The following is a 23,181-nucleotide window of genomic DNA, read 5'->3' on the forward strand; positions in this document are numbered from 1 at the left end:
CTCCTCGTGGCCACTCGACCAAAGGAGACCCGGATGTTCGCGGCCGCCTTCGCCATGGACCCGGCCCGGTTCCCCGACGTCTACGGCCCCGAGGCACGCGCCCGGGTGCTCGCACGGGCGGAACCGGTCGAGGACCCCGGCGCCCCCGGCGGGGTCTGGTCCCCCGAGCGGCTCGCCGCGACGCCGGACGCCCTGCGGGACGTCGAGGTGCTGTTCACCGGCTGGGGCGGGCCCGTGCTCGACGCGGCCGCGCTGCAGCGGATGCCCCGGCTCGCCCTGGTGCTGTACGCGGCCGGGTCGGTGCGCCGGATCGCCACCGCGGAGTTCTGGGCGGCCGGCATCCCGATCGCCACCGCCGCCCACGCCAACGCCGTGCCGGTGGCCGAGTTCACCGTCGCGCAGATCGTCTACGCGCTGAAGGACGGCTGGCGGAACGTGCTCGCCGCCCGCGCCGCCCGCGCGCCGGTCCGGGTCGGCCGGGCCCCCGGCGCGTACGGCGCCACCGTCGGCGTGCTGTCGCTCGGCGAGACCGGGCGGCTGGTCTGCGAGCGGCTGCGCGCCTACGACCTGCGGGTGGTCGCCCACGACCCGTACGCCGCACCGCCGCCCGGAGTGCGGGCGGTCGGCCTGGAGGAACTCTTCGCCACCGCCGACGTGGTGAGCGTCCACACCCCGCTCGTCCCGGAGACCCGGGGCCTGGTCGGCCGGCGTCTGCTCGCCTCGATGAAGCCCGGCGCCACCCTGGTCAACACCGCGCGCGGCGCCGTCCTCGACGAGCCGGCCCTGCTCGACGTCCTCGCCGAACGGCCCGACCTGTTCGCCGTGCTGGACGTCACCGACCCCGAACCGCCACTGCCCGGCTCGCCGCTGTTCAGCCTGCCGAACGCCGTGGTCACCCCGCACCTCGCCGGCAGCCAGGCGCTGGAGCGGCGCCGCCTCGGCGACCTGGTGGTCGGCGAGTTCGAGCGGTGGACCCTCGGCGAACCGCTCCGCCACGCCCTGGAGCGCCACGCCTACGAACGGATGGCCTGACCCGTGTCCCGTGACCTCCCCGATGTGCTCGTCGTCCTGACGGACCAGCAGACCGCGGACGCGATGGGCGCCGCCGGGAACCCGCACCTCGCCACCCCGCACATGGACGCGCTGGCCGCCGCCGGCACCCGCTACCGGCAGGCGTACTGCGCCCAGCCGCTCTGCGCGCCCTCGCGGGCCAGTCTGCTCACCGGGCGGCTGCCCAGCGCACTCGGCGTCACCGGCAACGAGGCCGCCGCCGCCGACGGGACGGCACCGGAACCGCTACTGGGCCGGGTGTTCGCCGAGGCCGGGTACAACTGCGCCTACGGCGGCAAGTGGCACCTGCCCGAACTCGACCTCCCCGAGGACCGCGGCTTCCGCCGCCTCCACCCGGCCGGGGACGACGCCGGACTCGCCGACGCCGCCGCCGGGTTCCTCCACGGGCCGCGCCCGCGCCCGTTCCTGCTGGTGCTCTCCTTCCTGGAACCGCACGGCATCTGCGAATGGGCCCGCGGCCAGCAGCCGAGGACCGGCCCGCTGCCCGACCCGCCGCCCGTCGCGCAGTGCCCGCCGCTGCCCGCCAACTTCCCGCCCGCGCCGTACGAGGCCCGGCTCCCCCGGCTCGCCCAGCGGGCCTGGGCGCACACCCACCCCACCGCCGAGTGGCGCGAGGACGACTGGCGGCGCTACCGGCAGGCCTACTACGCGCTGGTCGAGCGGGTGGACGCGCACCTCGGCACCGTGCTGACCGCGCTGCGCGAGCACGAGCGGGCGACCGGCCGGGAGGCCGTCGTGGTGTTCACCTCCGACCACGGCGACGGCGCCGGCGCGCACGGGTGGAACCAGAAGTGGGCGCTGTTCGAGGAGTCGGTGCGGGTGCCCTTCCTGGTCGGCGGGCCCGGCAGCACGCCGGGCGAGGTCAGCGACCGGCTGGTGTCGACCGGCCCCGATCTGCTGCCCACCCTCTGCGACCTGGCCGGGATCCCCGCGCCGCCCGGCCTGCCCGGGCGCAGCGTGCGCGCGCCGGAACCCCGGGAGACCGTGGTGGTGGAGACCCGCTGGGAGCTGCCTGGGTTCAACAACGCCCTCGGCCGGATGATCCGGGACGGGCGGCACAAGTACGTCTGCTACGCCTGGGGGGACCACCGGGAGCAGCTGTTCGACCTCGCCGGGGATCCGGGCGAGATGGTCAACCTGGCGGTGGACGCCCGGCATTCGGCCCTGCTCGACCGCTTCCGCGCGCTGCTCGCCGGGCACTGCGCCCGGTCCGGCGACCCGTTCGCCCGCTTCCTTCCCGCTGTCGACGGGAATTGACGGTCCGTCAGTCCGAGGCCGGATCGAGGCCGAGCAGTTCGCGGGTGCGGCGGTACTTGGCGGCGAGGCGTTCGGCGGTGGCCGGGTCCAGCCTCGCCAGCCGGACCGGGTCGGAGTTGTGCGCGAGGTCGGCCTGCTTGACGACGAGCGCGCCGGGGGTGGCCAGGATCCGCGCGGTGTACTCCTCCAGCGGTTCGCCGGGCCGCTTGGTGAGCGCGTCCACGATGGCCTTGGTGGTGGCGCTGAGGGCGGCGCCGGCCAGCCACTCACGGGTCAGCGCGTCGTCCTCGACGGCGTCGTGCAGCCAGCCGGCCGCGATCTGCTCCTCGCTGCCGCCGCGCGCGGCCACGCCGCGGGCGACCGCCGCCAGGTGCTCGGCGTAGGGGTGGCCGTTCTTGTCGGTCTGCCCCGCGTGCGCGCTGCGGGCGATCCGTTCGACCTCGGCCAGGCTCAGGTGCTCCATCCCGCCATGGTAGCCACCGGCTCCGCCGGACCGCGCGGGGGCCTGCCCGCCGGGGCCGCCAAGGTGCCTGATTGACTGCCGACGCCCGGCCGATCCCGGCCCCGCCGGCGACCGCACCGAGGGAGTCATGCCCAGCCCGCATCCGCTGCTGTCCGGTTTCGCCCCGATCTGGGCGCTGACCGGCGTCGGCTACCTCCTCGGCCGCGGCGGCCTGCTCGGCGAGCAGGCCGAGCAGGTGCTGAACCGGTTCGTCTTCCACGCGGCCATGCCCGCGGCGCTGTTCCTGATGATCGCCCGCACTCCGCTGGACCGCTTCGCCAATCCGTCGATGGCGGCGTTCGTCGCGGGCACGGTGGTGGCGGGCGGGCTCGGGCTGTTCGCCGCGTACCGGCTGTTCGGCCGCGGGGTGCCGGAGCGGACGCTCGGCGGGATGGCCGCCGGGTACGTCAACTCGGCCAACCTGGGCATCCCGATGGCCACCCAGGTGCTCGGTGACGCCTCCTTCGTCGGCCCGGTGGTGCTGTTCCAGATCCTGGTGGTCACCCCGGCGGTGCTGACCGTGCTGGACTCCGGGCGGGCCGGTCTGCGGGCCGCGCTCACACTGCCGCTCCGCAACCCGATCCTGCTGGCGGTGGGGCTCGGCGCCGTGCTGTCGGCGACCGGGTGGCGGCCGCCCGCCGAGCTGAATCGTTCCTGCGAGCTGCTGGGCGGCGCGGCCGTGCCGACCGCCCTGGTGGCCCTCGGCCTCTCGCTCCGCCACCCGCCCGCCGTCACCGGCGCCTCCCGCTACCTGGAGGTCGGGACGGCGGTCGTGCTGAAGACCCTCGTCCAGCCGCTGACGGCCTGGGCGGTCGGCGCGCTGGTGCTCGGCCTGCCGCCGCAGCAGCTGCTCACCGTGGTGCTGTTCTCGGCCCTGCCGACCGCGCAGAACGCGTTCACCTACGCGCGCGAGTACGGCCACGGGGCCGCCTTCGCCCGGGACGCGGTGCTCGCCTCGACCCTGGTCTCGATGGCCACCCTGTCCCTGGTCGCCTGGGCGCTCGGCCCGGCGTAGCGGCCCGCCGCCGGGTGGGCGGCGGGCCGTACGCGGCCGGGATCAGCCCTCGTAGCGCAGGCCGTGCCCGAAGCGGAACAGCGGGTCGGCGGTGTCGAACGGCACGTCCGAGCGGCTGGCGGCCACGGCCGCCATCGAGGACGGCAGGTCGAACGGCAGCGAGCCCTGCGGCCGCTCCTCGCCGAACAGGACCTTCACGAAGGCCTCCGGCGCCGCACCGAAGTTGACCGTCAGCGAAGCGGCGCGGCCCGCGATCGGGGTCAGGATCGCCGGGCGGTCCAGGTAGACGTCGACGACGGTCGGCACGGTGGCGCAGATCCGCCGCACGCGCTCGATCTCCTCCTCGGGGAAGTCCAGCGAGCCCGCGTGGAAGAAGGACTCCAGGGTGCCCGCCTCGCCGCGCGGCTCGAACGGGGCCGCCAGCCGCAGCACCGCGATGTCCGCCTCCTCGGGCGTCGCGACGAGCGTGGCGCGGTCGCCCAGCGCCTCGGCGGACAGGCCCTCCGCGTAGACCTTCAGGCCGCCCGAGACGAGCGGCAGCCGCGCCGGGCCCTCGGCTGCGTTGGCCAGCAGGACGGACGCCGCCGCCTGCGCCGCCAGTCCCTCGGCGCGCGCCTCCGCGGCGCCCACGCGCACCACGGCGGCGGCCTCGTCCACGTACGGCCGGTCGAACAGGCCGAGCCGGAACTTCTCGCGCAGCAGGCGGCGCGCCGAGGCGTCGACGCGCTCCTCGGTCGTCTTCCCTCCCCTGACCAGGTCCACCAGCACCTGCGGGCGGAACTCGCCGCCGAACTGGTCCACCCCGGCGTCCAGTGACTTGAGCATGCGCTCCTCGTACGTGAGCTCCTCCACGCCCCAGAACTTGTCGTTGAGGATGGCCCAGTCGGTGCAGACGATGCCGTCGTAGCCGAGCCGCTCGCGCAGCAGGCCGGTGATGACGCCCTTGTTGAAGCCGAAGCCGACCTCCTCGTGCGCGGTGCCGACCGGCATGCCGTAGTAGGGCATCATCTGGGCGACGCCGGCCTCGATGACGGCCTCGAACGGCTTGAGGTGGTAGTCGAAGTGGTCGCCCGGGTAGACCTGCTCGCGACCGTACGGGAAGTGCGGGTCCTCGCCGTTCAGCTGCGGGCCACCGCCCGGGAAGTGCTTGGCCATCGCCGAGACCGACTCCGGCCCGACCTCCTCGCCCTGGAGCCCGCGCACATAGGCGACGGCCAGCCTGGAGGTGAGGTCGGCGTCCTCGCCGAAGGTGGTGCTGATGCGCGCCCAGCGCGGCTCGGTGGCGAGGTCGATCTGCGGGTGCAGCGCGACCCGGATTCCGACGGCCAGGTACTCGCGGCGCACCGTGTCCGCCCAGCGGCGCACCAGGTCGGGCGAGCCGACCGCGGCGAAGCCGAGCGGTTCGGGCCACTGCGAGAACGGGCCGGCCAGCAGGGCGGTGGCCGGGTTGTCGGTGAAGGAGTGGCGCGGGTCGCTGGAGATGGTGACCGGGATGCCCAGCGGCCGCTCCAGAACGGTGCGCTGGAGGTTGTTGTACCAGGCGGCGAGGTCGCGCGCGGTGGTCGCCCAGAGGATGTTGAAGTGGTTGATGCGCCGCTCCAGGAAGGTGGCCATCGACGGCATGCCGAAGAGGCCGGGCGCGTCGAGGGCGCCGGTGTCGCCCAGCGGGTGGAACATCAGGCCGGCCTTGTCCTCCAGCGGCAGGCGGCTCAGCAGGTCCTCGACGCGCCGGTCGACGGAGAGGCTCGGGTCCTGGTAGGGGAAGCGCGCTTCGGTGCTCATGAGAGGGGGCCTTTCTCGGTGGTGCGGGGAAGATCGGGGGTCTGTGGTGGGTGCGGTCAGACGGCGCTTCTGATCCTGGTCACGAGCAGCGCTCCGACCAGGCAGAACACGGCGGCGAGGCCGAACCAGAGGGAGTAGCCGGCGCCGCCGAGCAGGGCGTTGCCGACGGGGACGACGACCACGCCGGCCAGGAACGGCGAGAGCGAACTCGGCAGGGCGTTGGCGATGTTGAGCACGCCCAGGTCCTTGGCCGTGTCGTCCTGGCTGGGCAGCAGGCTGATGGCGAGCGCGTTGTCGACGGCGAAGAACAGGCCGGCGCCGATGCCGAGGAGGGCTTCGAGGACCAGCAGGGCCACCAGGCCGGAGTCCCCCAGGTACGGGGTGATCGTGACGACGGCGAGGACCGCCGCCATGATCAGGCCACCGCCCGTCACGAACGGCTTGCGGCGGCCGAGGCGGTCGGAGAGCACACCGCCGACCAGGCTGGAGACCACCAGGGTGGCCACGCTCAGGCCGTTGGCCAGGGCGTTGAAGCGAAGCTGCTCGTCGGTGTCGTCCATGCCGAACTCCGCGGCCAGGAACAGGGTCAGATAGCCGGCCAGGGCCCCGTAGCCGAGCATGATGAGGAACTTGCTCAGCCACACCCAGCCGAAGTCCGGGTGCTTGCGCGGGTCGAAGACGAAGGAGAGCAGCAGACTGCGCGGGTTCAGCGGCTCGGTCGGCGGCTCGGCGCGCACCCGGTCGGGCAGGCGGGCGGCGAACCAGAGGCCGAGCACGACGGCGATGGCGGCCGGCACGGCGAACCGCAGGAAGTCGCCGGGCAGGACGGAGAGCAGGATCGAGCCGACCAGGATGCCGACCGGCGTGACCGCCCCGACGATGCCGGACACGCTGCCGCGCCGGGACTCGGGCACATGGTCGGCGACGGTCGCGCCGGCGGCGGCGAAGGCGAAGTTGCCGGCGCCCTGGGCGGCGCACCAGGCGATCAGCAGGACCGGGACGTTGGGGGCCGCGGCACAGACCGCCAGGGCCGCCGCCATGACGGATACTCCGCCGACGAGGAAGGGGCGGCGCATCCCGAAGCGGGAGGTGCAGCGGTCCGACAGCCGCCCGGCGAGCGGCTGGGCGACCATCGCGAACACCGCGCCCGTCCCCGCCACCAGCCCGAGCTGGGCCGGGGCCGCGTCCAGGCCGACCAGGTGCTGGATCTTGACGGACAGGCCGCCCATCACCGGGGCGAGCACCGCGAGGTACAGGCCGAACTGACCGAGGGCCAGTCTTCGCACGAAGCCGGGGGGTGCCTGCGGAGCGGGGGCCTCCGCGGGCAGTGGGGGGGAGTCGAGCATGGGGGAGCTCCTTGGGGACCGGCCACGACGGCGTGGCGTGGGCCCAATTGCTACACAGGTGTAGCTTTCTGTCAAGCAATCCTGCTACCGTTCCCCCATGACCACCTCAGGAGCCGGAACGGCGGCCTCCGGCGGCTACGCCAAGGGCCGCGCCCGCCGGGCCGCGATCATCCAGACCGCCGCCGAGCACTTCGCCCAGCGCGGGTTCCGGGCGGTGACGATCCTCGACCTCGCCGCCGCGTGCGACATCTCCCGGGCCGGTCTGCTGCGCTACTTCCCCGACAAGGACGCGCTGCTCCAGGCCGTCCTGGAGGACCGCGACCGCCTCGACCGGGAGCGCTTCCGCCCCTACACCCGGCTCGGCGGCGGGATCGGCGTGCTGCGCGGGATGGTGGACCTGGCCGGGCACAACGAGCTGGTCCCCGGGCTCATCGAACTGTTCGTCCGGCTCTCCGGCGAGGCCTCCGACCCGGAGCACCCCGCCCACGCCTACTTCGCCGAGCGCTACGAACGCATCCGGCGCGGCACCGCCCAGGCCCTGCACGGGGCCCGCGAGGCCGGGCACCTGCGGGAGGACGTGGACCCGGGGGAGGCCGCCGTGCGGCTCACCGCGCTGATGGACGGGCTCCAGGCGCAGTGGCTCTTCGACCGGTCGGTGGACATGGCCCGCCATGTGCGGGCGGCGGTCGTCGCGCTGCTCACCGAGCCGGGCGCGGCGGCCTTCGACGCACTCGCCCCGACCGGCTGACCGGCCCGGCCGACCGACCGGCACCCGCGTCCGTCAGCCGTCCTCCCCCGGCGCGGGCTCCGGCCCGGCGGCGGGGACCGCGGCGGGCCCGCCCGCCCCGGCCTCCCGGCGGGCGCGGGCGAGGTCGGCCCGGCTGCGGGTCAGCTCGGCGACAGCGCCGATGATCTTGGACGCGCTGACGCCGACCGAGGTCACCAGTCCGGCGACCGCGCTGATCGTCGCCGCCGAACCGAAGTCGAACCCGGCCGGCGCCGCGGTCTGCGTCTCCCCGCCCGGAGGAGCGCCGGACGTGTTGGGATCGATCCGGTCCGCCGGACCGTCGTCCGCCGCCCACCACGCGAAGAGCATCACGCAGATGAACGTCACCGCGAAGACGCGGACCGCGCGGCGCACCCAGCGGGACCGCTTCGCACCCGACGGACCCCTCAATTCCCCCATGGGGGCAGCCTAGTGCGTCCGGGGCGGCCCCGCTTCAGCGGTCCCGGACGGCGATCAGCTCACGGCCGCGCAGGGTGTACAGCACCCCGTCCTCGTCGGCCGCCACCCGGGCTCCGCTGTACCACTCGGCGTCGACCTGGACCAGGACGGTGGCCGCCAGCGTCGCGGGGTCCAGCCGGAACAGCGTCCGCTCGCTGATCCCGTACAGCCGGCCGCGCGCCACCAGCAGCCGCGGGTTGGCCGAGGTGATCGCCCGCAGGTCGGCCCTGGTGTCGATCACCGGTGCGCGGCCCGGCCGGGCGGTGCGCAGGTCGGCGGCGAAGGCCTGCCCGTTCACCGTGATGCCGAACAGCCGGTGCCCGTGCACCACCAGGCTGCTGACGCCCGAGCCGAAGTCGGTCGCGGTGCGCCACAGTTCGCGCCCGGCCACCGGGTCCCAGGCCGCCAGGTCCCCGCGCGGGCCGGTGGCCTTCGCGTTGTCGCCGCCGAGGAAGGCCTGTCCGCGCCCGGCCGCCACCGCGCGCACCAGCTGCTCCGGGCCGAGCGGGTCGACGTGCACGGCGGGCTGCCCGCTGCCGGGCCGGTAGGTGACGAACGAGCCGCCGCCGGTGGTGTCGGCCTGTACCCCGAGCAGCAGCAGGCGGTGCTCCTCGTCCCAGCGCACGGCCTGCGGCCGGTTCTGCTCCTGCGGCAGCCTCGCCTCCTGGACCGGCACCTCGTCGGCCCACGGCCGGTACCGCCAGATCCCCTGCGAGGAGTAGACGCCCAGGTAGAGGGTGCCGTCGTCGAGGACCACGGTGTCCTTGGCCTCGCCGGGGACGGGGAGCTTTCGCACCGTCCCGGCGTTGAGGTCGTGCAGCGCGACCGAGCCGTTGCCGCCGACGTACACCCGGCCGTAGCGGGCCGCCAGCGACATGCCGAGCTGGGCCTCGGCCGGCGCGCCCGCGCTCACCAGGTCGGTCGTGGTGACGGCGCCCGTGGTGGTGGAGAGGGTCCAGGCGGTGCCGCCCTCGGTGACCCCGGCCAGGGTGTCGCCGATCCGGCCCAGGCCCCAGGAGTTGCCGTCCGGGACGGGCACCGCGAAGGCCTCCACGCTGTCCGTGCCGAGCCGGTGGCGCCAGACCGTGCCGTGCTCGGTGGAGGTGAACCAGACGGTGTCGCCGAGGCGTTGGAAGTTGGTGACGCTCTTGGTGCCGGGCACCGCGAAGGACCGCAGCACGGTGTGGGTGGCCGGGTCCAGGAAGGCGACGTGGGCCGGCCTGCCCTCGGTGGAGACGGCGAGCAGGTCGTCGCCGAGGGCGGTGATCTGGCGCACGATGGTGTCGGCGGCGAGTTCGGGCGGGGTGATGTCGGTGACCCGGCCGGTGGCCCGCTCGACCGCGAACAGCGAGGCGAGGGTGGCTCCGCCGCCGCCCGCCAGGTTGCTGCCGACGCCCAGGTAGGCGTGGGTGGCGGTGGCCTCGACGGCCCGGCCCTGGGTGGCGTTCGGCGCGGGCGAGGCGACCTCGGTCAGCGCGCCGGTCCCCGGGTCATAGGCGTACAGGCCGGGACCGGCCGCCCGGCCCTTCTGCCGACCGGTGGCGAACACCGTGCCGTCGGGGGCGACCGCGACGTCCCGGACGTCGGCGCCGGGCACGTTGGCCAGGCCGCGCACGCTGCCGTCGGCCGGGTCGAGGCGGTAGAGGTTGACGGCCTTGGGCGCGTCCGTCACCCCGAGGTACAGCACGCCGCCGTGGGCGGCCGAGCCCTGCACGAAGTTGCCGGTCGGCAGGATCGCGGTGCGGGTGACCCGGCCGGTCGGCAGGTGGTGGCCGACCACCTTGGCCGGGGCCAGGTTGCGCGAGCCGATCCACAGCGTCTCGCCGATCAGGGTGGCGCTCATCAGCGGGAAGTCGGCGTTGCCCGGGCCGAGTCCGGTCACCCGGGGGGTGCCGGACGGTCGGCCGGACGCGGCCGAGGCGGGCGGCGCGCCGACCGCGGCCAGGGCGGTCAGCGCGGTCACGGAGCCGGCCCCGCGCAGGAGTTGGCGGCGGGACGGTCGGGCGGGCGGCGGCGTCATGGTGCTCCTCGGGCGGGGACGGTGGCGGGTTTCAGTGCTGCCCGGCGGCGGCGAGCAGCCGCCGGGTGTACGGGTGCTCGGGCGCGGTGAACAGCCGCTCGGCGGGGGCCTGTTCGACCACCCGGCCGTGCCGCATCACCAGCACCTCGTCACAGAGGTGGCGGACCAGCGCGAGGTCGTGGGAGATGAACACCAGGCCGATGCCGGTGCGGCGGCGCAGGTCGAGCAGCAGGTTGAGGATCTGCGCCTGCACGGAGACGTCCAGCGCGGAGGTCGGCTCGTCCGCCACCAGCACCTCCGGGCCGACGGCGAGTGCCCGGGCGATCGCCACCCGCTGGCGCTGTCCGCCGGACAGCCGGTGCGGCAGCGCGTCCAGCAGCCCGGCCGGGAGACCGACGAGTTCCGTCAGCTCCTCGATGCGCCCGAGCGGCAGCCCGTGGGCGAGCAGCGGCTCGGCGAGCGCCTCGCGGACGGTCATCCGCGGGCTGAGCGAGGCGTACGGGTCCTGGAAGACGAACTGGACCCGGCGGCGCAGCGCGCGCTCCTCGGCCGCGGTGGCGCCGTCCCAGGACCGGCCGCCGACCCGGACGCTGCCGGACCACGGGGGCAGCAGCCCGAGCAGGGCGCGGGCCAGCGTCGACTTGCCGGAGCCGGACTCGCCGATCACCCCGACGGCCCGGCCGGGCGCGGCGCTCAGGCCGACGCCGTCGAGCGCGGGCGCGCCCCGGCGGCCGTAGCGGACGGTGAGGTTCTCGGCGACCAGCACCGGCTCGGCGGCCGCTACCGGCTCAGCGGCATCCGCGGACTCCTCGGGCGCGGCCGGGGCGGCCTCGGCCCGGGTCCCCTCCCCCGCTGCCACCGGCACGTGGCAGGCATAGCCGCGCTCCCCGCCCGGCGCCGGCTCGGTCACCCACCCGGGCGGCTCCTGCGCGCAGCGCTCCACGGCGGCGGCGCACCGCGGGGCGAACGCGCAGCCCGGCAGCGGCTCCCCGGCGGCGGGCGGGCGGCCGCCGATCACGGCGAGCGGCAGCCCGCGCGGGCCGTCCAGCCGGGGCACGGCCGCGAGCAGCCCGGCCGTGTAGCGGTGCCGCGGCGCGGCCGACAGCGGCTTCACCGGCGCGCGCTCGGCGATCCGCCCGGCGTACATGACCTGGACGGTGTCGCAGGTCCGGGCGACCACGCCGAGGTCGTGGGTGATCAGCAGGAGGGCGGTGCCGGTCTCGTCGCGGAGCCGGACGAGCAGGTCGAGGATGTCGGCCTGGGTGGTGGGGTCGAGGGCGGTGGTGGGTTCGTCGGCGATCAGCAGGTCGGGCCGGTTGGCCATCGCCATGGCGATCAGCACGCGCTGGCGCATGCCGCCGGAGAACTCGTGCGGGCGGTCGCGGTAGCGGCGGACCGGCTCGGGGATGCCGACCAGGTCGAGGAGTTCCAGCGCGCGGGCGCGGGCGTCGGCCCGGCTCGCGCCGTGCACCAGGGCGGCCTCGGCGAGCTGGCGGCCGATCGGCATCCGGGGGTTGAGGTAGGCGAGCGGGTCTTGGAAGACCATGCCGATCCGCCGGCCCCGTACGGCGCGCACGGCGGGCTCGGGGAGGGTGAGCAGGTCGGTGCCGTCCAGGCGGACGCTGCCGGCGGTGGTCCGGCAGCCGGGCGGGAGCATCCGGTTGGCGGCCAGCGCGGTGAGCGTCTTGCCGGAGCCCGACTCGCCGACCAGGCCGAGGATCTCGCCGGGGCGGATCGCGAAGTCCACGCCGTGGACCACCCGGTGCGGCCCGGCGGTGACGTGCAGCCCGGACACCTCCAGCAGCGGCCGGGCGGCCGTCGGAGGCGTCGGGGCCGTCGGGGTGTTGGTCGTCGGGGTGTTGGTCGTCGGGGTGTTGGTCGTCGGCGCGGTCACCGCAGCTTCTCCCGGTTGAACGAGTCGGCGAGCAGGGTCAGTCCGAAGACCAGCAGGCCCAGCAGCAGCACCGGCGCGAGGGCGTAACCCGGGTGCAGGAAGAGGTACTTGCTGCCGGTGTTGATCATCGTGCCGAGCGAGGGGGTGGGCGGCTGGATGCCGAAGCCGAGCACGCTCAGGCCGCCCTCGATCTTGGCGGCGTGCGCCATCGCCACGGCCAGCAGCGCGGTGGCGGCGTCGGTGACGTTGGGCAGCACGTAGCGGCGCAGGGTGCGGGCGCGCGGCACGCCGAGCACCTTGGCGGCCACCACGTGGTCGCGGGCGAGCTGGGCGAGCAGGGCGGCCCGGGCCTGGCGGCCGAAGGCGGGCAGCGCGCTGAGCACCACGGTGACCACGACGCTGCCGAGGCCGGGGCGGACGATCAGCGCGATGGCCAGGCCCAGCAGCAGTCCGTGGAAGCCGAGCAGCAGGTCGAACAGCCGTTGGACGGCCTCGCCGAGCAGCCGGTTCAGCCCGCCGAGCAGCCCGAGCAGGGTGCCGAGCACGGCGGCGGCGGGGACGGCCAGCAGGCAGACCAGCAGCTCGATCCGGACCCCGTACAGCGCGCGGGCCAGCAGGTCGCGGCCGACCTCGTCGGTGCCGAGCGGGTGCGACCAGGACGGTCCGGCCAGCGCCTCCCGGCCCTGCTGATAGGCGTCGGCGGGGAGCAGCAGCGGGCCGAGCAGCCCGAGCAGCACCACCAGGGCGACCAGCACCGCCCCGGTCCGGCCGCGCCGCCCGCGCAGCGCGGCGGGCAGCGCGGGCCGGCGCCGGCGCCCCCCGGTGGTGGACGTGGCGGTGGACGTGGCGGTGGTGCTCATCGGGCCTCCCCGGTACCGGCGCGGGCGATCCGCGGGTCGAGCCGGCCGACCAGCAGCTCGGAACCGAGCTGCACGGTGACGGCCACCGCGACCGCGAGCATGATCAGGGTCTGGGCGACGGGGTAGTCCCGCTGGTTGATCGCGTCGAGCAGCAGCTGCCCGAGGCCGTGCCGGGCGAACAGCTGCTCGGCGACGACGGCGCCGCCGAGCAGCTCGCCCAGGTTGAGGCCGAACTCGACGCAGAACGGCGCGAGGCTGTTGGGGACCACGTGCCGCAGCAGGATCCGCCGGGGCGGGGCGCCCTTGGCGATCGCGGTGAGCACGAACTCCTCCTGCCGGGTGCGCCGGATCTCGGTGGCGAGCAGCCGGGCGAGCACCACCGAGCCCGGCAGGGCGAGCGCGACGGCGGGCAGCGCCAGGTACTGCACGGCGAGGTCCGGCGCGGTGAGGAGGTCCTTCTCACCGCCGGCCGGCAACACCCGCAGCAGGACGGCGAAGACGAAGACGAAGAGCACCGCCGTGACGTACACCGGCAGGGCGAGCACGGCGGTGGTGAGCGGGTCGAGGGCACGGGCCAGCCGGCCGCGCCGCTCGGCGGCCAGCGCGGCGCCCAGCAACAGGCCGAGGACGAGCATCAGCAGACCGGCGGCGAGGGCGAGTTGGAGGGTCGATCCGAGGCTCTGGCCGATCATCCGGGTGACCGGTTCGCGGTAGTGGAAGGAGAGGCCGGGGTCTCCGCCGAGCAGGCCGCCCAGCCAGCTGAGGTACTGGGCGGGCAGCGGCCGGTCCACGCCGAGCTGCCGGCTGAGGTGGTCGCGCTGCTCCTGGTCGGCCTCGGCTCCGAGCGCGGCGGAGACCGGGTCGCCGGGGGCCAGGTGGAGCAGCAGGAAGACGGCCACCGAGGCGAGCCAGAGGGTGGCCAGGGCTCCGGCGGCCTTTCTGGTCCAGTACGGCACGGGGTTTCTCCGGGGGTGGGCGGGGCGGCGTACGGGGACGGTCGGGCGGGGAGGTGCGGGCGGGGCGTGCGGGGCGTGAGGGACACCGTCCCCGGGCGGTGGGGGTCGTCCGGGGACGGCGGTCGGCGGTCGGCGGTCGGCGGTCGGCCGTCGGCCGTCGGTCCTGGCGGAGGGCCGGCGGCTCAGGCGTCCCGGCGGGTGTCGGTCAGCCTCAGGTAGCCCAGCGCGCTGGTGGACACGTCCCGCACCGAGGAGGCGAAGGCGTAGGTCTCCCAGGCGTGCGCGAGAGTGATGTGGAAGGACTGCGTGAGCAGGTACTCGGACAGCTCGTGGTTGACGTCGGCCCGGGCCTGCTCGTCGGCGGCCGCGAAGGCGCGCGCCTGGAGGTCGGCGTAGGCCGGGTCGGTCACGTGCGAGGTGTTCCTGCCGACCTGCAGCGGCCCGGAGACGGTGATCCCGCTGAGCGGCGAGACGCTGACCATGCCGTGGTTGGCCACGAACAGGCCCTCCAGGGTGCCCTGCTGGATCTTCGGCTGGATGGCGGCGTTGTCCAGCAGCTGCACGTCGACACCGAACCCGGCCTGCTCCAGGTCGTACTTCACCAGCTCGACGAGCGAGCTGAACACCGGCGAGTTGGCGGCGGTGAGCGGCACCCGCGCGCCCTCCGCGCCGGCCTCGCGCAGCAGCCCGCGCGCCTTCTCCGGGTCGTGCCCGTAGCGGGTGACCTGGTCCGGGGTGACGCCGGGGGTGTTGGACGGCCAGGGCAGGCTGCTCGCCTCGGCGTGGCCGCCGTAGACCTGGGCGACGATCCGCTCGCGGTCCACCGCGTACTGCAGCGCCTGGCGGACCCGGAGGTCGTCGAAGGGCTTGGACGCCACGTTCACGCCGAGGAACGCCTGCTGGTAGGAGGCCTTGGCGGACTGCACGGTGAAGCCGGGGTTGCCCGCCAGCACCTTGAGGTCCCGCCCGGGGACGGCCCCGATCAGGTGGCCCTGCCCGGACTGCAGGGCGGACAGCGCGGCCTGGCTGCTGGTGACCGAGCGGACGGTGATCCGCTCGAAGCGCGGGCGCCCGCTCTGCCAGTACCGCTGGTTGCGGACCAGGTCGAGCTGGTTGCCGCCCTTGAAGGACTGCCAGGAGAACGGGCCGGTGCCGTTGACGGTGTCGCTCGCCCGGCCCTCGGCGTAGGTCCGCGCGTCGACGACCGGGTTGAAGGCGAGCGCGTCGAACAGGTTGCTGGTGGGCTTGGCGAGGGTCAGGGTGACCTCGTTCCGCGCGCTGGCCTTCACATCGGCGAGCCGCTCCAGCAGCGGCTTGACCTGGGAGGACTTGGTGGCACCGACCAGCGAGAAGACGACGTCGTCGGCCTCCAGCGCGCGGCCGTCGTGGAAGGTGACGTCCTCGCGCAGCTTGAGCACCAGCTTCAGCCGGTCGGCGCTCCACTCCCAGGAGGTGGCCAGCCACGGCACCGGCTGGAGGGTCGCCGGGTCGAGGTCGACCAGCCGGTCCAGGACGAGGTTGACGAACGCCGGGGTGTCCGGGCCACGGTGGAGCAGCTGGGTCGGGTCCGGGGCGCTGCCGTACACGATCTGCAGGTCGGGCGCGGACGCCGCGGCGCTGCCGCCGGGGGCGGCGCCCGCGTCCGGGTCGGTGGCCGAGCGGCAGCCCGCCGCCAGCAGGGCCGCTCCGGCGCTCAGGCCGAGAAAGCCTCTTCGGGGCAGGCCTGGGTGACGGGCCGCTTCGCTCATGGTGCTGCTACCTCTTGGTGGTTGGGGGGTTCGGCGGGACCGGGACGGCCTGCTCAGTACTGGGTGACGACCACGCTGTCGCTGTAGAGCACGACGTCGGGTCCGCCGGTCGGGTACGGGATGCCCTTGGCGGGGTTCCAGTTGGCGCGGTAGATCCCGGTCTTGAAGTACGGGGCCTGGTTCTGGTGGTAGTTGTTGAGCCCGCTGTGCGCGCCGACCTGCACACCGTCGCGGTACACGGTGATCGAGCCGGGCGTGCTGTCGGTGGACCAGGTGATGTCGAACGCCCACTGGTTCCAGTGCCCGAACTGGACGGCGCCGAGCGGGACGACCGCCTCGGCGACGGTCGTGGGGCCGGTCAGCCAGTGCACCTTGAGGCGCCAGTTGCCGTCCTTCACGGTGAGCGCGATCGGCGGCTTGGTGTCGCTGCCGTCGGAGAGCGGGTAGCCGTGCCACTGGGCGACGATGGTCTCGGTGGAGGTCTGCACCCAGTCGGCGGGCAGGTAGTCGGCGAGGGCGAAGCGGTAGGCGCCCCAGCCGAGGGCGTTCACGGCCACCTCGGAGCGGTAGGACGCGCCGTCGTTGGGGACGCTGAAGCGGGCGGCGAGGCCGGAGCCGCCGGCGGGCGCCCCGGTGACGGTGATGCTGCCGTTGCCGTCGATGCGCTGGCGGGTCCAGCGGGAGACGCCGCCGGACTCGAAGTCGTCGGCGAACACGGTGCCGGCCGTCGTGGCGGCGGCGGCGTCGGCGGCGGCCGTGACGGTGTCGGCGACGGTCGTGACGGTGTCGGCGGCGGTCGTGACGGTGCCGGCGACGGCCGCCGGGGCGGCGAGGGTTCCGGTCAGCAGGGCGGCGGCCAGCGCGGTGCCGGCGGTGCGGCGCGCGGAGGTGATGAGGGCGGACATGGGGTACTCCTCGATCGGTACGGGTCGGTGGAACGGCGGGCGGTGACCGGGGCGGCCGGCCGACGACGGCGGGCAGGCGTCAGCCGGCCCGTCGACAGGAGGCCGCCGGTCCGCCGGCGCGGCCCACCCAGACCGGGCTCGACCAGGCCCACTGGTCGTTCAGCTGCCGGACCCGTACGTGGTAGAAGTCGCCGTCCCCGCCCGGCCGTTCGTCGACCAGGTCGAGCTCGGCGGTGAGCTCGCGGCCGGGCACCGCCCGGTCGAAGCGGTAGGCGCCCGAGACGAATCCGCCGATGAAGCCGGTGCGCGGCCCCTCCCGCAACTCGCCGACGCTGTAGGAGGTTTCGACGCCGTTGACGAGCGCCGTCAGCCTGGTCCGGTCGTCGCCGGAGACGGCCAGCGAGAAGCCCTGGGTGGCGTCGGTCGCGGTGTTCGGGTTGCCCTCGGTGACGCTCCGCAGCCGCACCTCGCCGGGCCCGGTGCGCCACCAGTCGTGCGGCCGGTAGCCCGCGGGCTCCGCCTCGGCCGGGGCCACCGTCTCCGAGCCGCGCAACCGGGGCTGGACGTCCAGCAGTTCACCGCCCTCGACCCGCAGGACGACGTCCCACTGCACCGCCGTGTCGCGCCGACCCCAGCCGACGGCGAAGCCGAGCGTACCGTCGAAGCCCCCGTCCCCGGCTGCGGCGGCGAGGAGTTCGGGCCGGGAGAGGCGGTGGATCGGCACGCCGTTGCGGACCACCTCGACGTGGTCGAGGGCGTCCCGTCCGCGCACGGTGACCCGGATCCGGCGGCGGTCGGCGGACGGCGCCTCACCGCCCATCGGCACGCCGTTGACCGAGGCGGCGAGCAGGATGCGGTCACCGGTGATCGCGTAGGCGCGGCGCGCCTGGACCGCGTCCCAGACCGCCGGGCGGGTCAGCTCGGGGGCCCACACGGCGAGCCGGCCGTGCCCGTGGCTGCCGGGGAAGGCGCTGTGGTGGTCCGTGGAGCCGATCAGCCCGAACCGGTGGCCGAGCCGGAGCCCGTGCACGGCGGTCCCGGTGGTGTCGCGGGGCCCCATGGTGTGCAGATAGGTGCGCGGCGCCTCGTCGGACTCGGCGCAGCCGTGCATCGACATCACCTCCACCACCGGGGCGAACTCCTCGGTGTACGCGGACCAGTTGATGCCGCGCCGCCCGGTGCCGTACCCGATGTGGTGCGGGAGCGCCCAGGTGCGCACGCCCCGGGCGGCCAGTTCGCGCAGCCGGGTGCGCAGCCCGTCCAGGTCGGCGGCGCGGATGATCTCGCCGCGCGGGCCGTCGAAGTACACGCAGTGGTCGCCGTAGGCGAGGCTGTGCCACTCGAAGGACTGGAAGGTGACGAAGCGGCCGTCCTGGTGGGCGGCGGCGGTGACCTCCTGGACGTGCTCCCAGCGGTCGGCGAGCCGGGCGAAGCCCTCGGTGTGGTAGTCGACCAGGCCGGCCAGCTCGGGGGTGCGCTCGGGCAGGTCGTGCCACCAGCCGTGGCCGGTGACGCTGGCGAAGTCGAGCTGGAGGCGGGCGTTGGCGTAGGCGTCCTCGATCGGGCCGTGGCCGTAGCTGATCCCGCAGTGGTTGTGGAGGTCTCCGACGTAGAGGCCGAGACCGCCGTAGCCGGGTGCGTCGGTGGTGGGGGCTGTCATCGGGATCGGGGCTTCCTCTGTTTGATCGACTCTGAGAAGAAGTTTTTCCCGATCTTGAGAGAAGGGTCAAGACCGGGCCCGGCGGCGTTGTCCGATCGCCACAGGGGGAAACATTCGATTCACAGAATCACTCCATGTGACATGCCGCTTGCTGCGGAGGCCCGGCCCGACGGCCGCACCCGGGAGCCCCTTCGCCACTTTCTATCGATCTGATAGAAAGTGGCGAAGATCCCGCCCCCTGCCCCGTGAGGACGACCCGCCGACCATGCCGATCACCACCCCTCCCACCGCTCCCGACCTCTCCGGCTCCGCCCTGGTCCGCGCCCCCGAACGCCCCGAGCCCGGCTACTGGGCCGGCTGCCCGAGCGTGCGCTACGAGCCCGACCACGACCGCTTCCTGCTCACCTACCGCGAACGCCGCCCGCGCGGTGCGGGCGGCGGCCAGGACCGGGGCTGGCGCTGCGCGGTGGCCGAGAGCCGGGACGGCGTGGAGTTCCGCGACCTCTGGTCGGTGGAGCGCGCCGACCTCGACTCGCCGTCCATGGAACGCTTCGCCCTGCTCCGCCGCGACGGCGGCTACCTGCTCCACCTCAGCTACGTCGACCCGGCCGACCGGCGCTGGCGGATCGACGCCCTGCGTGCCGACACGCCCGAGGCCTTCGACCTCGCCACCCGCACCCCGGTCCTCACCGCCGCCGACACCGGCACCGAGGGGGTCAAGGACCCCTATCTGCTCGAACACGACGGCGGGGTCCGGCTGTTCGCCACCGTCTCGCGCGCCCGCACCTTCACCGCCGAGGAGCGGGCCCGCGCCCACGCCGCCGCCGACATCCACACCACCGGCCTCACCGTCCAGCCCACCGCGCTCGCCGACTCCGCCGACGGCCTGCGGTTCACCGCCCCGCCCGGCCGCGCCGCCGAGGTCCTCGACGTCGGCCCGGACACCGCCTGGGACGCCTACGAGTCCCGGATCACCGCCGTCCTGCCCGACGGCTCCGGCGGCTGGCTCGCGCTCTACGACGGCTCGGCCGACGCGGCCGGCAACTACGAGGAGCGCTGCGGGCTGGCCGCCTCCGACGACCTGAAGCAGTGGCGGCGCCTGACCCCGGACGGCCCGTGGCTGGACGTCCGCTACGCCGACGTGGTCGCGGCCCGGGGCCGCTGGTACCTGTACTACGAGCAGACCCGCCCGGACGGCGCGCACGAACTGCGGGTCGCCGTCCTCGACGAGTTCGCCGGCCTGCGCCCGTAGGGCGTGCCCGACCGCCCCCGGGGCCCGGCGCGGCTTTCCCGCCGGGCCCCGCTGCGCCGCGCCTCTCCGCTCCGGAACGCTCCCCGGCTCACTCCGCCCGGGCCGCGGCCACCACCTCGGCCATGGTCGCCAGGAAGCGCCGGGCCACCGCGAGTTCCGCGTCCCCGAACGCCTCCATCGCGGCCACCAGATCGGCGATCAGCCCGCCGAAGAAGCCCTCGCCGAGCTCGATCGCCCGCTCCTCCACCAGCAGCCGCACCTTGCGGCGGTCCTCCGGATCGCGCTCGCGCCGGATCAGCCCGAGCCGCTCCAGCCGGTCGACCAGCCCGGTCGTCCCCGCCGAGTTCAGCCCCAGCGCCCCACCGAGCCGCCCCGGCGTGACCACCGTCCCGGCCCGCGCGGCGTCCAGCAGATGGATCAGCGCCCGCAGATCGGTCGGGTGCAGGCCGTTCCGCGCGGCGAACTCGGCGCCGAACAGGTCGAGTTCCACGGTCAGCCCGCGCAGCAGATGCACCAGCTGCATCGGCGTCCGCTCCGGCTCCACCTCAGCTCCTTCCCTCGGGGGTCCCCTGGACGTATTCTCTCGCTGAGCGAGATACATGCTCACCGAGCGAGTACGTCGATCCCTGGGGGAAGACTATGTCCGCGCGCCCTGCCACCGACCCCGCCCCCTCCCCCGCCGCCACCGCCCTCGGCGCCTTCCTCGCCGCCTACGACGAAGCCCTCGCCCGCTGGCCCCTCCCCGTCGAGGCGCTGACCGTCCCCACCCCGTACGGCGCCACCCGGGTCAACGCCTGCGGCCCGCGCGACGGCCGCCCCCTCGTACTGCTGCCCGGCGGCGGCGCCACCGCCACCTGCTGGTCCGCCAACGCCGCCGCCCTCGCCGGGGCCGGCCACCGGGTGCTCGCCGTCGACCTCCTCGGCGACCCGGGCCGCAGCACCCTCGACCGCCCCCGCCTCGGCGGCGTCCCCGAGCTGCTCGGCTGGCTCGACGCCGTCCTCGACGGTCTGGAGGTGCCCGCCGCCGACCTGGCCGGCCACTCGTACGGCGGGTGGACCGCCCTGCGGTACGCCCTGTACGCCCCCGCCAGGATCCGGCGGCTCGCACTGCTCGACCCGACGGGGTGCTTCACCGGCTTCCGGGCCCGCTACCTGCTGCGTGCGCTGCCGCTCCTGCTGCCGCCGCGCACCGCCGCCAAGGCCCGCTCCTACCTCGACTGGGAGAGCCGCGGCGGCGCCGGTCCCGACCCCGCCTGGCGCGAGCTCTACGCCCTCGGCCTCGCGGGCTTCCCCGCCGCCCGCCCGGTCACCGGCCCCCGCCCGAGCGCCGCCGAACTGGGCGCCCTCACCGCCCCCGTCCTCGTCCTGCTCGCCGGCCTCAGCCGCACCCACGACGCCCGCACCGTGGCCGCCCTCGCCCGCCGGGCGCTGCCGCACGCCGCGGTCACCGTCCTGCCCGACGTCTCCCACCACACCCTGCTGACGGCCCGCCCCGACGAGGTGAACCGCCACCTCACCGCCTTCCTGGCCCCCGACCCCGCTGACGGCGGATGAGATCGTGTCGGACATGAACGAGACGCAACGACCCGTCCACGACGAGCCCGACCTGCTCGGCGCGATGGAGCGGAACCTCGCCGAACACGCCTGCCACCTGCACCGCCACCTGAAGCACGCGACCGTCGCCGAGACCGCCGATCTCCTGATCGCCGACAGCGGACTCGACGACGACACCTTCAACATCGTCGCGGCCGCGCGCTTCACCGACGACACCGCTCCCGGCCGGGTGGCGGCGACGGTCCGGACACTGACCGCCACTGGCCGGCCCTTCTCCTGGTGGGTCGGCCCCGCCACCACGCCCCCGGGCATCGCCGGGTACCTCACCGGCGCCGGACTCGACGCGTCCGAGACCGAGACCGGCATGTGGAAGGACCTGCGCACCGCCCCGCCGGAGCCGTCCGCCGACGGCCTGGACATCCGTCCCGTGACGACTCCCGGACAGCTCGCCGACTACGCGACGGTCCTGGCCGCGAACTGGGACCCGCCGGCCGCCACGGTCCGCCGGTTCTTCTCCGACGCGGCCGAGTGGGCCCTGGACCCCGCCTGCCCCGCGCGCTACCTCGTCGGCTACGCGGACGGACGACCGGTCTGCTCGGCCGAGGTCTTCCTCTTCGCCGGTGTCGCCGGGATCTACAACATCGCGACCCTCGCTTCCGACCGCCGCCGCGGCTACGGCGGAGCCATCACCCTGGCCACCCTGCGCACGGCCCACGACGCGGGCTACCGCACCGCCGTTCTGCAGGCCTCCCCGGACGGCGAACCCGTGTACCGCCGCCTCGGGTTCCAGGCCTGCGGCCGGTTCACCGAGTACGCGGCCAGGGGCTGAGGGCCTGCACGGGCCCATCGGCTCCTGCCGCGCGCGGGTACGCCGAATGGCTTCCCACTCGCCCGGGGAAGGCCCGGGACAGCCTCGACCGGCTCCGGCGACGGCGGTGCGGAAGGCCGGCCGACGGCCGCACCGGCGGCCGGGCCGGAGGAGGCCGAACGGCAGGCCTCGTCCGGCCCGCGGGGCGGGCACCGATCGACGCCGGATCGGCCGGCCGGTCAGCCCCCGGCCGCGGCGGGCTCCTGCCGGTGGCTCGCCAGGTGGCCCCGGAACGTGAAGCCGTCCACGGCGGCGGCCTCGGGGCTCAACGCGACGCCGCTCTCCAGGAGCTGTCGGGCCGCCAGGTGGTCGACGGGCCGGTTGACCGACTCGACCGCCTGGAGTTCGCCGGCCCGGAACAGCAGCACCGAGAAGGCGTCCGGGCCTTCTGCCCCGACGCCCGACGCCGGTCACCGGTCGCCGGTCAGCGGCCGGCCAAGCCGCCGATCAGCGCCGCCAGCGCGGTCTCCAGGTCCCCGCAGCTCTCGCCCACTCCCACAAAACCCACCTCCGCCAGCACCCGCCCCAGCGCGGGCAGTCGCTCGCGGTCCGCGGCTTCGATGACGGCGCGGCGCTGGCTCGGCTCGCGGGGAGGGCTGACGGGGTGTTCGGAGAGCAGTTCGCCGAGGACCAGCTGCCAGCAGGCGCGGAACGCGCTCAGCGCCCGCCCGGGCGGAAGTCCGGCGGCCATCAGGTCGGCGAGGCAGGCGTCGTTGAACGCCAGCGCGTTCCGGGCGACCAGCTCGCCCCGGATCAGCACGTGCAGCACCCAGGCGTGGCCGACCATGTAGTCGTGGGCGCCGACCAGGCGCCGCAGCAACCGCTCCTGCGGCCCGGTGCCGGGCACGTCGACCGGGATGCCCTCGGCGATCTGCTCCAGGACGGCGATCAGCAGCGCTTCGCGGTCGGTGACGTGCCGGTACAGCGATGCGGGCGCCGTTCCGAGTTCGGTGGCGACGGCCCGCATGGTGAGCGTGTCGATGCCGTCGCGCTCGATCACCCGGCGCCCGGCGGCGACCACCCCCGCTGTGGTCAGCCCCGGGCGCGGCCGCTTGCGACCGTACCTGCCGCGCTCGGCGCCGTCCGGCCCGCCCGGGGCCGACCCGTCCGTGGTCGGCGGCCGGGCGTCCGGCTCGCCCGTCTCGTGGTCGCCGACACCCGGTCGGCTGCTCCGTTCTGACACCCCGCCATCCTGCCATGCCTGCGCCAACCCGCTTCCGACCTGGACGCTTGCACCTCTCACCAGGTAAGGCTTACCTTACGCGA

At 75.1% G+C, this 23,181-nt stretch carries 20 protein-coding genes and 1 pseudogene; 7 read left to right on the forward strand and 14 right to left on the reverse strand.

The features are described from left to right. Window positions 1–6 precede the first annotated feature (6 nt). Entirely contained in the window at window positions 7–1,032 is a 1,026-nt protein-coding gene (locus ACFVFS_RS16775; protein ID WP_380624724.1) for a hydroxyacid dehydrogenase, read from the forward strand. 3 nt (window positions 1,033–1,035) lie between these two features. After that, window positions 1,036–2,328 carry a sulfatase gene (locus ACFVFS_RS16780; protein WP_380624726.1) on the forward strand — a complete coding sequence of 431 codons (1,293 nt, stop codon included), beginning with the start codon at window positions 1,036–1,038 and terminating at the stop codon, window positions 2,326–2,328. Between the two features lie 7 nt (window positions 2,329–2,335). Here ACFVFS_RS16780 and ACFVFS_RS16785 read toward each other — a convergent pair whose 3' ends face one another. Continuing rightward, window positions 2,336–2,791 carry an HD domain-containing protein gene (locus ACFVFS_RS16785; RefSeq protein ID WP_380624728.1) on the reverse strand — a complete coding sequence of 152 codons (456 nt, stop codon included), beginning with the start codon at window positions 2,789–2,791 and terminating at the stop codon, window positions 2,336–2,338. A gap of 127 nt (window positions 2,792–2,918) precedes the next feature. Between ACFVFS_RS16785 and ACFVFS_RS16790 the strand changes: the two genes are divergently transcribed. Beyond that, the gene (locus ACFVFS_RS16790) at window positions 2,919–3,845 is read left to right on the forward strand and encodes an AEC family transporter (protein ID WP_380624730.1); all 927 of its coding nucleotides are present in this window, start codon (window positions 2,919–2,921) and stop codon (window positions 3,843–3,845) included. A 42-nt stretch (window positions 3,846–3,887) separates the two neighbouring features. Here the strand turns inward: ACFVFS_RS16790 and ACFVFS_RS16795 are convergent, their stop codons facing one another. Continuing rightward, a complete protein-coding gene (locus ACFVFS_RS16795) occupies window positions 3,888–5,627 on the reverse strand; it encodes a glycoside hydrolase family 3 protein (RefSeq protein WP_380624732.1) in 1,740 nt (579 codons plus the stop codon). 56 nt (window positions 5,628–5,683) lie between these two features. After that, window positions 5,684–6,973 carry an MFS transporter gene (locus ACFVFS_RS16800; RefSeq protein ID WP_380624734.1) on the reverse strand — a complete coding sequence of 430 codons (1,290 nt, stop codon included), beginning with the start codon at window positions 6,971–6,973 and terminating at the stop codon, window positions 5,684–5,686. Window positions 6,974–7,070: 97 nt separating this feature from the next. Between ACFVFS_RS16800 and ACFVFS_RS16805 the strand changes: the two genes are divergently transcribed. Next, the gene (locus tag ACFVFS_RS16805; RefSeq protein WP_380624736.1) at window positions 7,071–7,721 is read left to right on the forward strand and encodes a TetR/AcrR family transcriptional regulator; all 651 of its coding nucleotides are present in this window, start codon (window positions 7,071–7,073) and stop codon (window positions 7,719–7,721) included. Window positions 7,722–7,754: 33 nt separating this feature from the next. Here the strand turns inward: ACFVFS_RS16805 and ACFVFS_RS16810 are convergent, their stop codons facing one another. The 8 genes from ACFVFS_RS16810 to ACFVFS_RS16845 all read right to left on the reverse strand — a co-directional run bounded on the left by ACFVFS_RS16810 (window position 7,755) and on the right by ACFVFS_RS16845 (window position 18,241). Continuing rightward, the gene (locus tag ACFVFS_RS16810; protein ID WP_380624738.1) at window positions 7,755–8,159 is read right to left on the reverse strand and encodes a hypothetical protein; all 405 of its coding nucleotides are present in this window, start codon (window positions 8,157–8,159) and stop codon (window positions 7,755–7,757) included. 34 nt (window positions 8,160–8,193) lie between these two features. Continuing rightward, window positions 8,194–10,218 (reverse strand): PQQ-binding-like beta-propeller repeat protein, encoded by a 2,025-nt coding sequence (locus ACFVFS_RS16815; protein WP_380624740.1) that lies wholly within the window; start codon window positions 10,216–10,218, stop codon window positions 8,194–8,196. A 31-nt stretch (window positions 10,219–10,249) separates the two neighbouring features. After that, window positions 10,250–12,112 carry a dipeptide ABC transporter ATP-binding protein gene (locus ACFVFS_RS16820; RefSeq protein WP_380624742.1) on the reverse strand — a complete coding sequence of 621 codons (1,863 nt, stop codon included), beginning with the start codon at window positions 12,110–12,112 and terminating at the stop codon, window positions 10,250–10,252. After that, on the reverse strand, window positions 12,109–12,972 hold the full coding sequence (locus ACFVFS_RS16825; RefSeq protein ID WP_380624744.1) for an ABC transporter permease: 864 nt from the start codon (window positions 12,970–12,972) through the stop codon (window positions 12,109–12,111). Before ACFVFS_RS16825 ends, ACFVFS_RS16820 begins: the two co-directional genes overlap by 4 nt. Then, a complete protein-coding gene (locus ACFVFS_RS16830) occupies window positions 12,969–13,928 on the reverse strand; it encodes an ABC transporter permease (protein WP_380624746.1) in 960 nt (319 codons plus the stop codon). The genes ACFVFS_RS16825 and ACFVFS_RS16830 overlap by 4 nt, the downstream gene beginning before the upstream one ends. A 182-nt stretch (window positions 13,929–14,110) precedes the next feature. Then, a complete protein-coding gene (locus tag ACFVFS_RS16835) occupies window positions 14,111–15,676 on the reverse strand; it encodes an ABC transporter substrate-binding protein (RefSeq protein ID WP_380624748.1) in 1,566 nt (521 codons plus the stop codon). Between the two features lie 53 nt (window positions 15,677–15,729). Continuing rightward, window positions 15,730–16,581 (reverse strand): polysaccharide lyase, encoded by an 852-nt coding sequence (locus ACFVFS_RS16840; RefSeq protein ID WP_380624750.1) that lies wholly within the window; start codon window positions 16,579–16,581, stop codon window positions 15,730–15,732. A 79-nt stretch (window positions 16,582–16,660) separates the two neighbouring features. Further along, window positions 16,661–18,241, reverse strand: coding sequence for a DUF3604 domain-containing protein (locus tag ACFVFS_RS16845; protein WP_380624752.1), 1,581 nt, complete (start codon window positions 18,239–18,241; stop codon window positions 16,661–16,663). Window positions 18,242–18,506: 265 nt separating this feature from the next. Here ACFVFS_RS16845 and ACFVFS_RS16850 point away from each other — a divergent pair, with 265 nt between their 5' ends. Continuing rightward, the gene (locus ACFVFS_RS16850; RefSeq protein WP_380624754.1) at window positions 18,507–19,493 is read left to right on the forward strand and encodes a hypothetical protein; all 987 of its coding nucleotides are present in this window, start codon (window positions 18,507–18,509) and stop codon (window positions 19,491–19,493) included. Window positions 19,494–19,581: 88 nt separating this feature from the next. On the opposite strand, the gene ACFVFS_RS16855 is transcribed toward ACFVFS_RS16850, so the two are convergent. After that, window positions 19,582–20,016: a MarR family transcriptional regulator gene (locus ACFVFS_RS16855; RefSeq protein WP_380624845.1), complete on the reverse strand. Its 435-nt coding sequence runs from the start codon at window positions 20,014–20,016 to the stop codon at window positions 19,582–19,584. A 116-nt stretch (window positions 20,017–20,132) separates the two neighbouring features. Between ACFVFS_RS16855 and ACFVFS_RS16860 the strand changes: the two genes are divergently transcribed. After that, window positions 20,133–21,047, forward strand: a complete 915-nt coding sequence (locus tag ACFVFS_RS16860) for an alpha/beta fold hydrolase (RefSeq protein ID WP_380624756.1) — start codon at window positions 20,133–20,135, stop codon at window positions 21,045–21,047. Between the two features lie 64 nt (window positions 21,048–21,111). After that, window positions 21,112–21,876, forward strand: a complete 765-nt coding sequence (locus tag ACFVFS_RS16865) for a GNAT family N-acetyltransferase (protein ID WP_380624847.1) — start codon at window positions 21,112–21,114, stop codon at window positions 21,874–21,876. Window positions 21,877–22,094: 218 nt separating this feature from the next. Here the strand turns inward: ACFVFS_RS16865 and ACFVFS_RS16870 are convergent. Beyond that, a pseudogene (locus tag ACFVFS_RS16870) lies at window positions 22,095–22,286 on the reverse strand (oxidoreductase C-terminal domain-containing protein); the annotation flags it as partial. 53 nt (window positions 22,287–22,339) lie between these two features. Further along, window positions 22,340–23,098: a TetR/AcrR family transcriptional regulator gene (locus ACFVFS_RS16875; RefSeq protein ID WP_380624758.1), complete on the reverse strand. Its 759-nt coding sequence runs from the start codon at window positions 23,096–23,098 to the stop codon at window positions 22,340–22,342. Window positions 23,099–23,181: the final 83 nt, after the last annotated feature.

This window comes from Kitasatospora sp. NPDC057692 (assembly GCF_042799475.1).
GTDB lineage: Bacteria > Actinomycetota > Actinomycetes > Streptomycetales > Streptomycetaceae > Kitasatospora.

What these genes read in the sequence shown, in the direction of transcription:
- ACFVFS_RS16815 (WP_380624740.1), bottom strand. Translation starts at nt 10,218, where the DNA reads ATGACGCCGCCGCCCGCCCGACCGTCCCGCCGCCAACTCCTGCGCGGG.
- ACFVFS_RS16810 (WP_380624738.1), bottom strand. Translation starts at nt 8,159, where the DNA reads ATGGGGGAATTGAGGGGTCCGTCGGGTGCGAAGCGGTCCCGCTGGGTG.
- ACFVFS_RS16860 (WP_380624756.1), top strand. Translation starts at nt 20,133, where the DNA reads ATGTCCGCGCGCCCTGCCACCGACCCCGCCCCCTCCCCCGCCGCCACC.
- ACFVFS_RS16840 (WP_380624750.1), bottom strand. Translation starts at nt 16,581, where the DNA reads ATGTCCGCCCTCATCACCTCCGCGCGCCGCACCGCCGGCACCGCGCTG.
- ACFVFS_RS16855 (WP_380624845.1), bottom strand. Translation starts at nt 20,016, where the DNA reads ATGCAGCTGGTGCATCTGCTGCGCGGGCTGACCGTGGAACTCGACCTG.
- ACFVFS_RS16865 (WP_380624847.1), top strand. Translation starts at nt 21,112, where the DNA reads ATGGAGCGGAACCTCGCCGAACACGCCTGCCACCTGCACCGCCACCTG.
- ACFVFS_RS16835 (WP_380624748.1), bottom strand. Translation starts at nt 15,676, where the DNA reads ATGAGCGAAGCGGCCCGTCACCCAGGCCTGCCCCGAAGAGGCTTTCTC.
- ACFVFS_RS16845 (WP_380624752.1), bottom strand. Translation starts at nt 18,241, where the DNA reads ATGACAGCCCCCACCACCGACGCACCCGGCTACGGCGGTCTCGGCCTC.
- ACFVFS_RS16790 (WP_380624730.1), top strand. Translation starts at nt 2,919, where the DNA reads ATGCCCAGCCCGCATCCGCTGCTGTCCGGTTTCGCCCCGATCTGGGCG.
- ACFVFS_RS16825 (WP_380624744.1), bottom strand. Translation starts at nt 12,972, where the DNA reads ATGAGCACCACCGCCACGTCCACCGCCACGTCCACCACCGGGGGGCGC.
- ACFVFS_RS16795 (WP_380624732.1), bottom strand. Translation starts at nt 5,627, where the DNA reads ATGAGCACCGAAGCGCGCTTCCCCTACCAGGACCCGAGCCTCTCCGTC.
- ACFVFS_RS16805 (WP_380624736.1), top strand. Translation starts at nt 7,071, where the DNA reads ATGACCACCTCAGGAGCCGGAACGGCGGCCTCCGGCGGCTACGCCAAG.
- ACFVFS_RS16785 (WP_380624728.1), bottom strand. Translation starts at nt 2,791, where the DNA reads ATGGAGCACCTGAGCCTGGCCGAGGTCGAACGGATCGCCCGCAGCGCG.
- ACFVFS_RS16850 (WP_380624754.1), top strand. Translation starts at nt 18,507, where the DNA reads ATGCCGATCACCACCCCTCCCACCGCTCCCGACCTCTCCGGCTCCGCC.
- ACFVFS_RS16800 (WP_380624734.1), bottom strand. Translation starts at nt 6,973, where the DNA reads ATGCTCGACTCCCCCCCACTGCCCGCGGAGGCCCCCGCTCCGCAGGCA.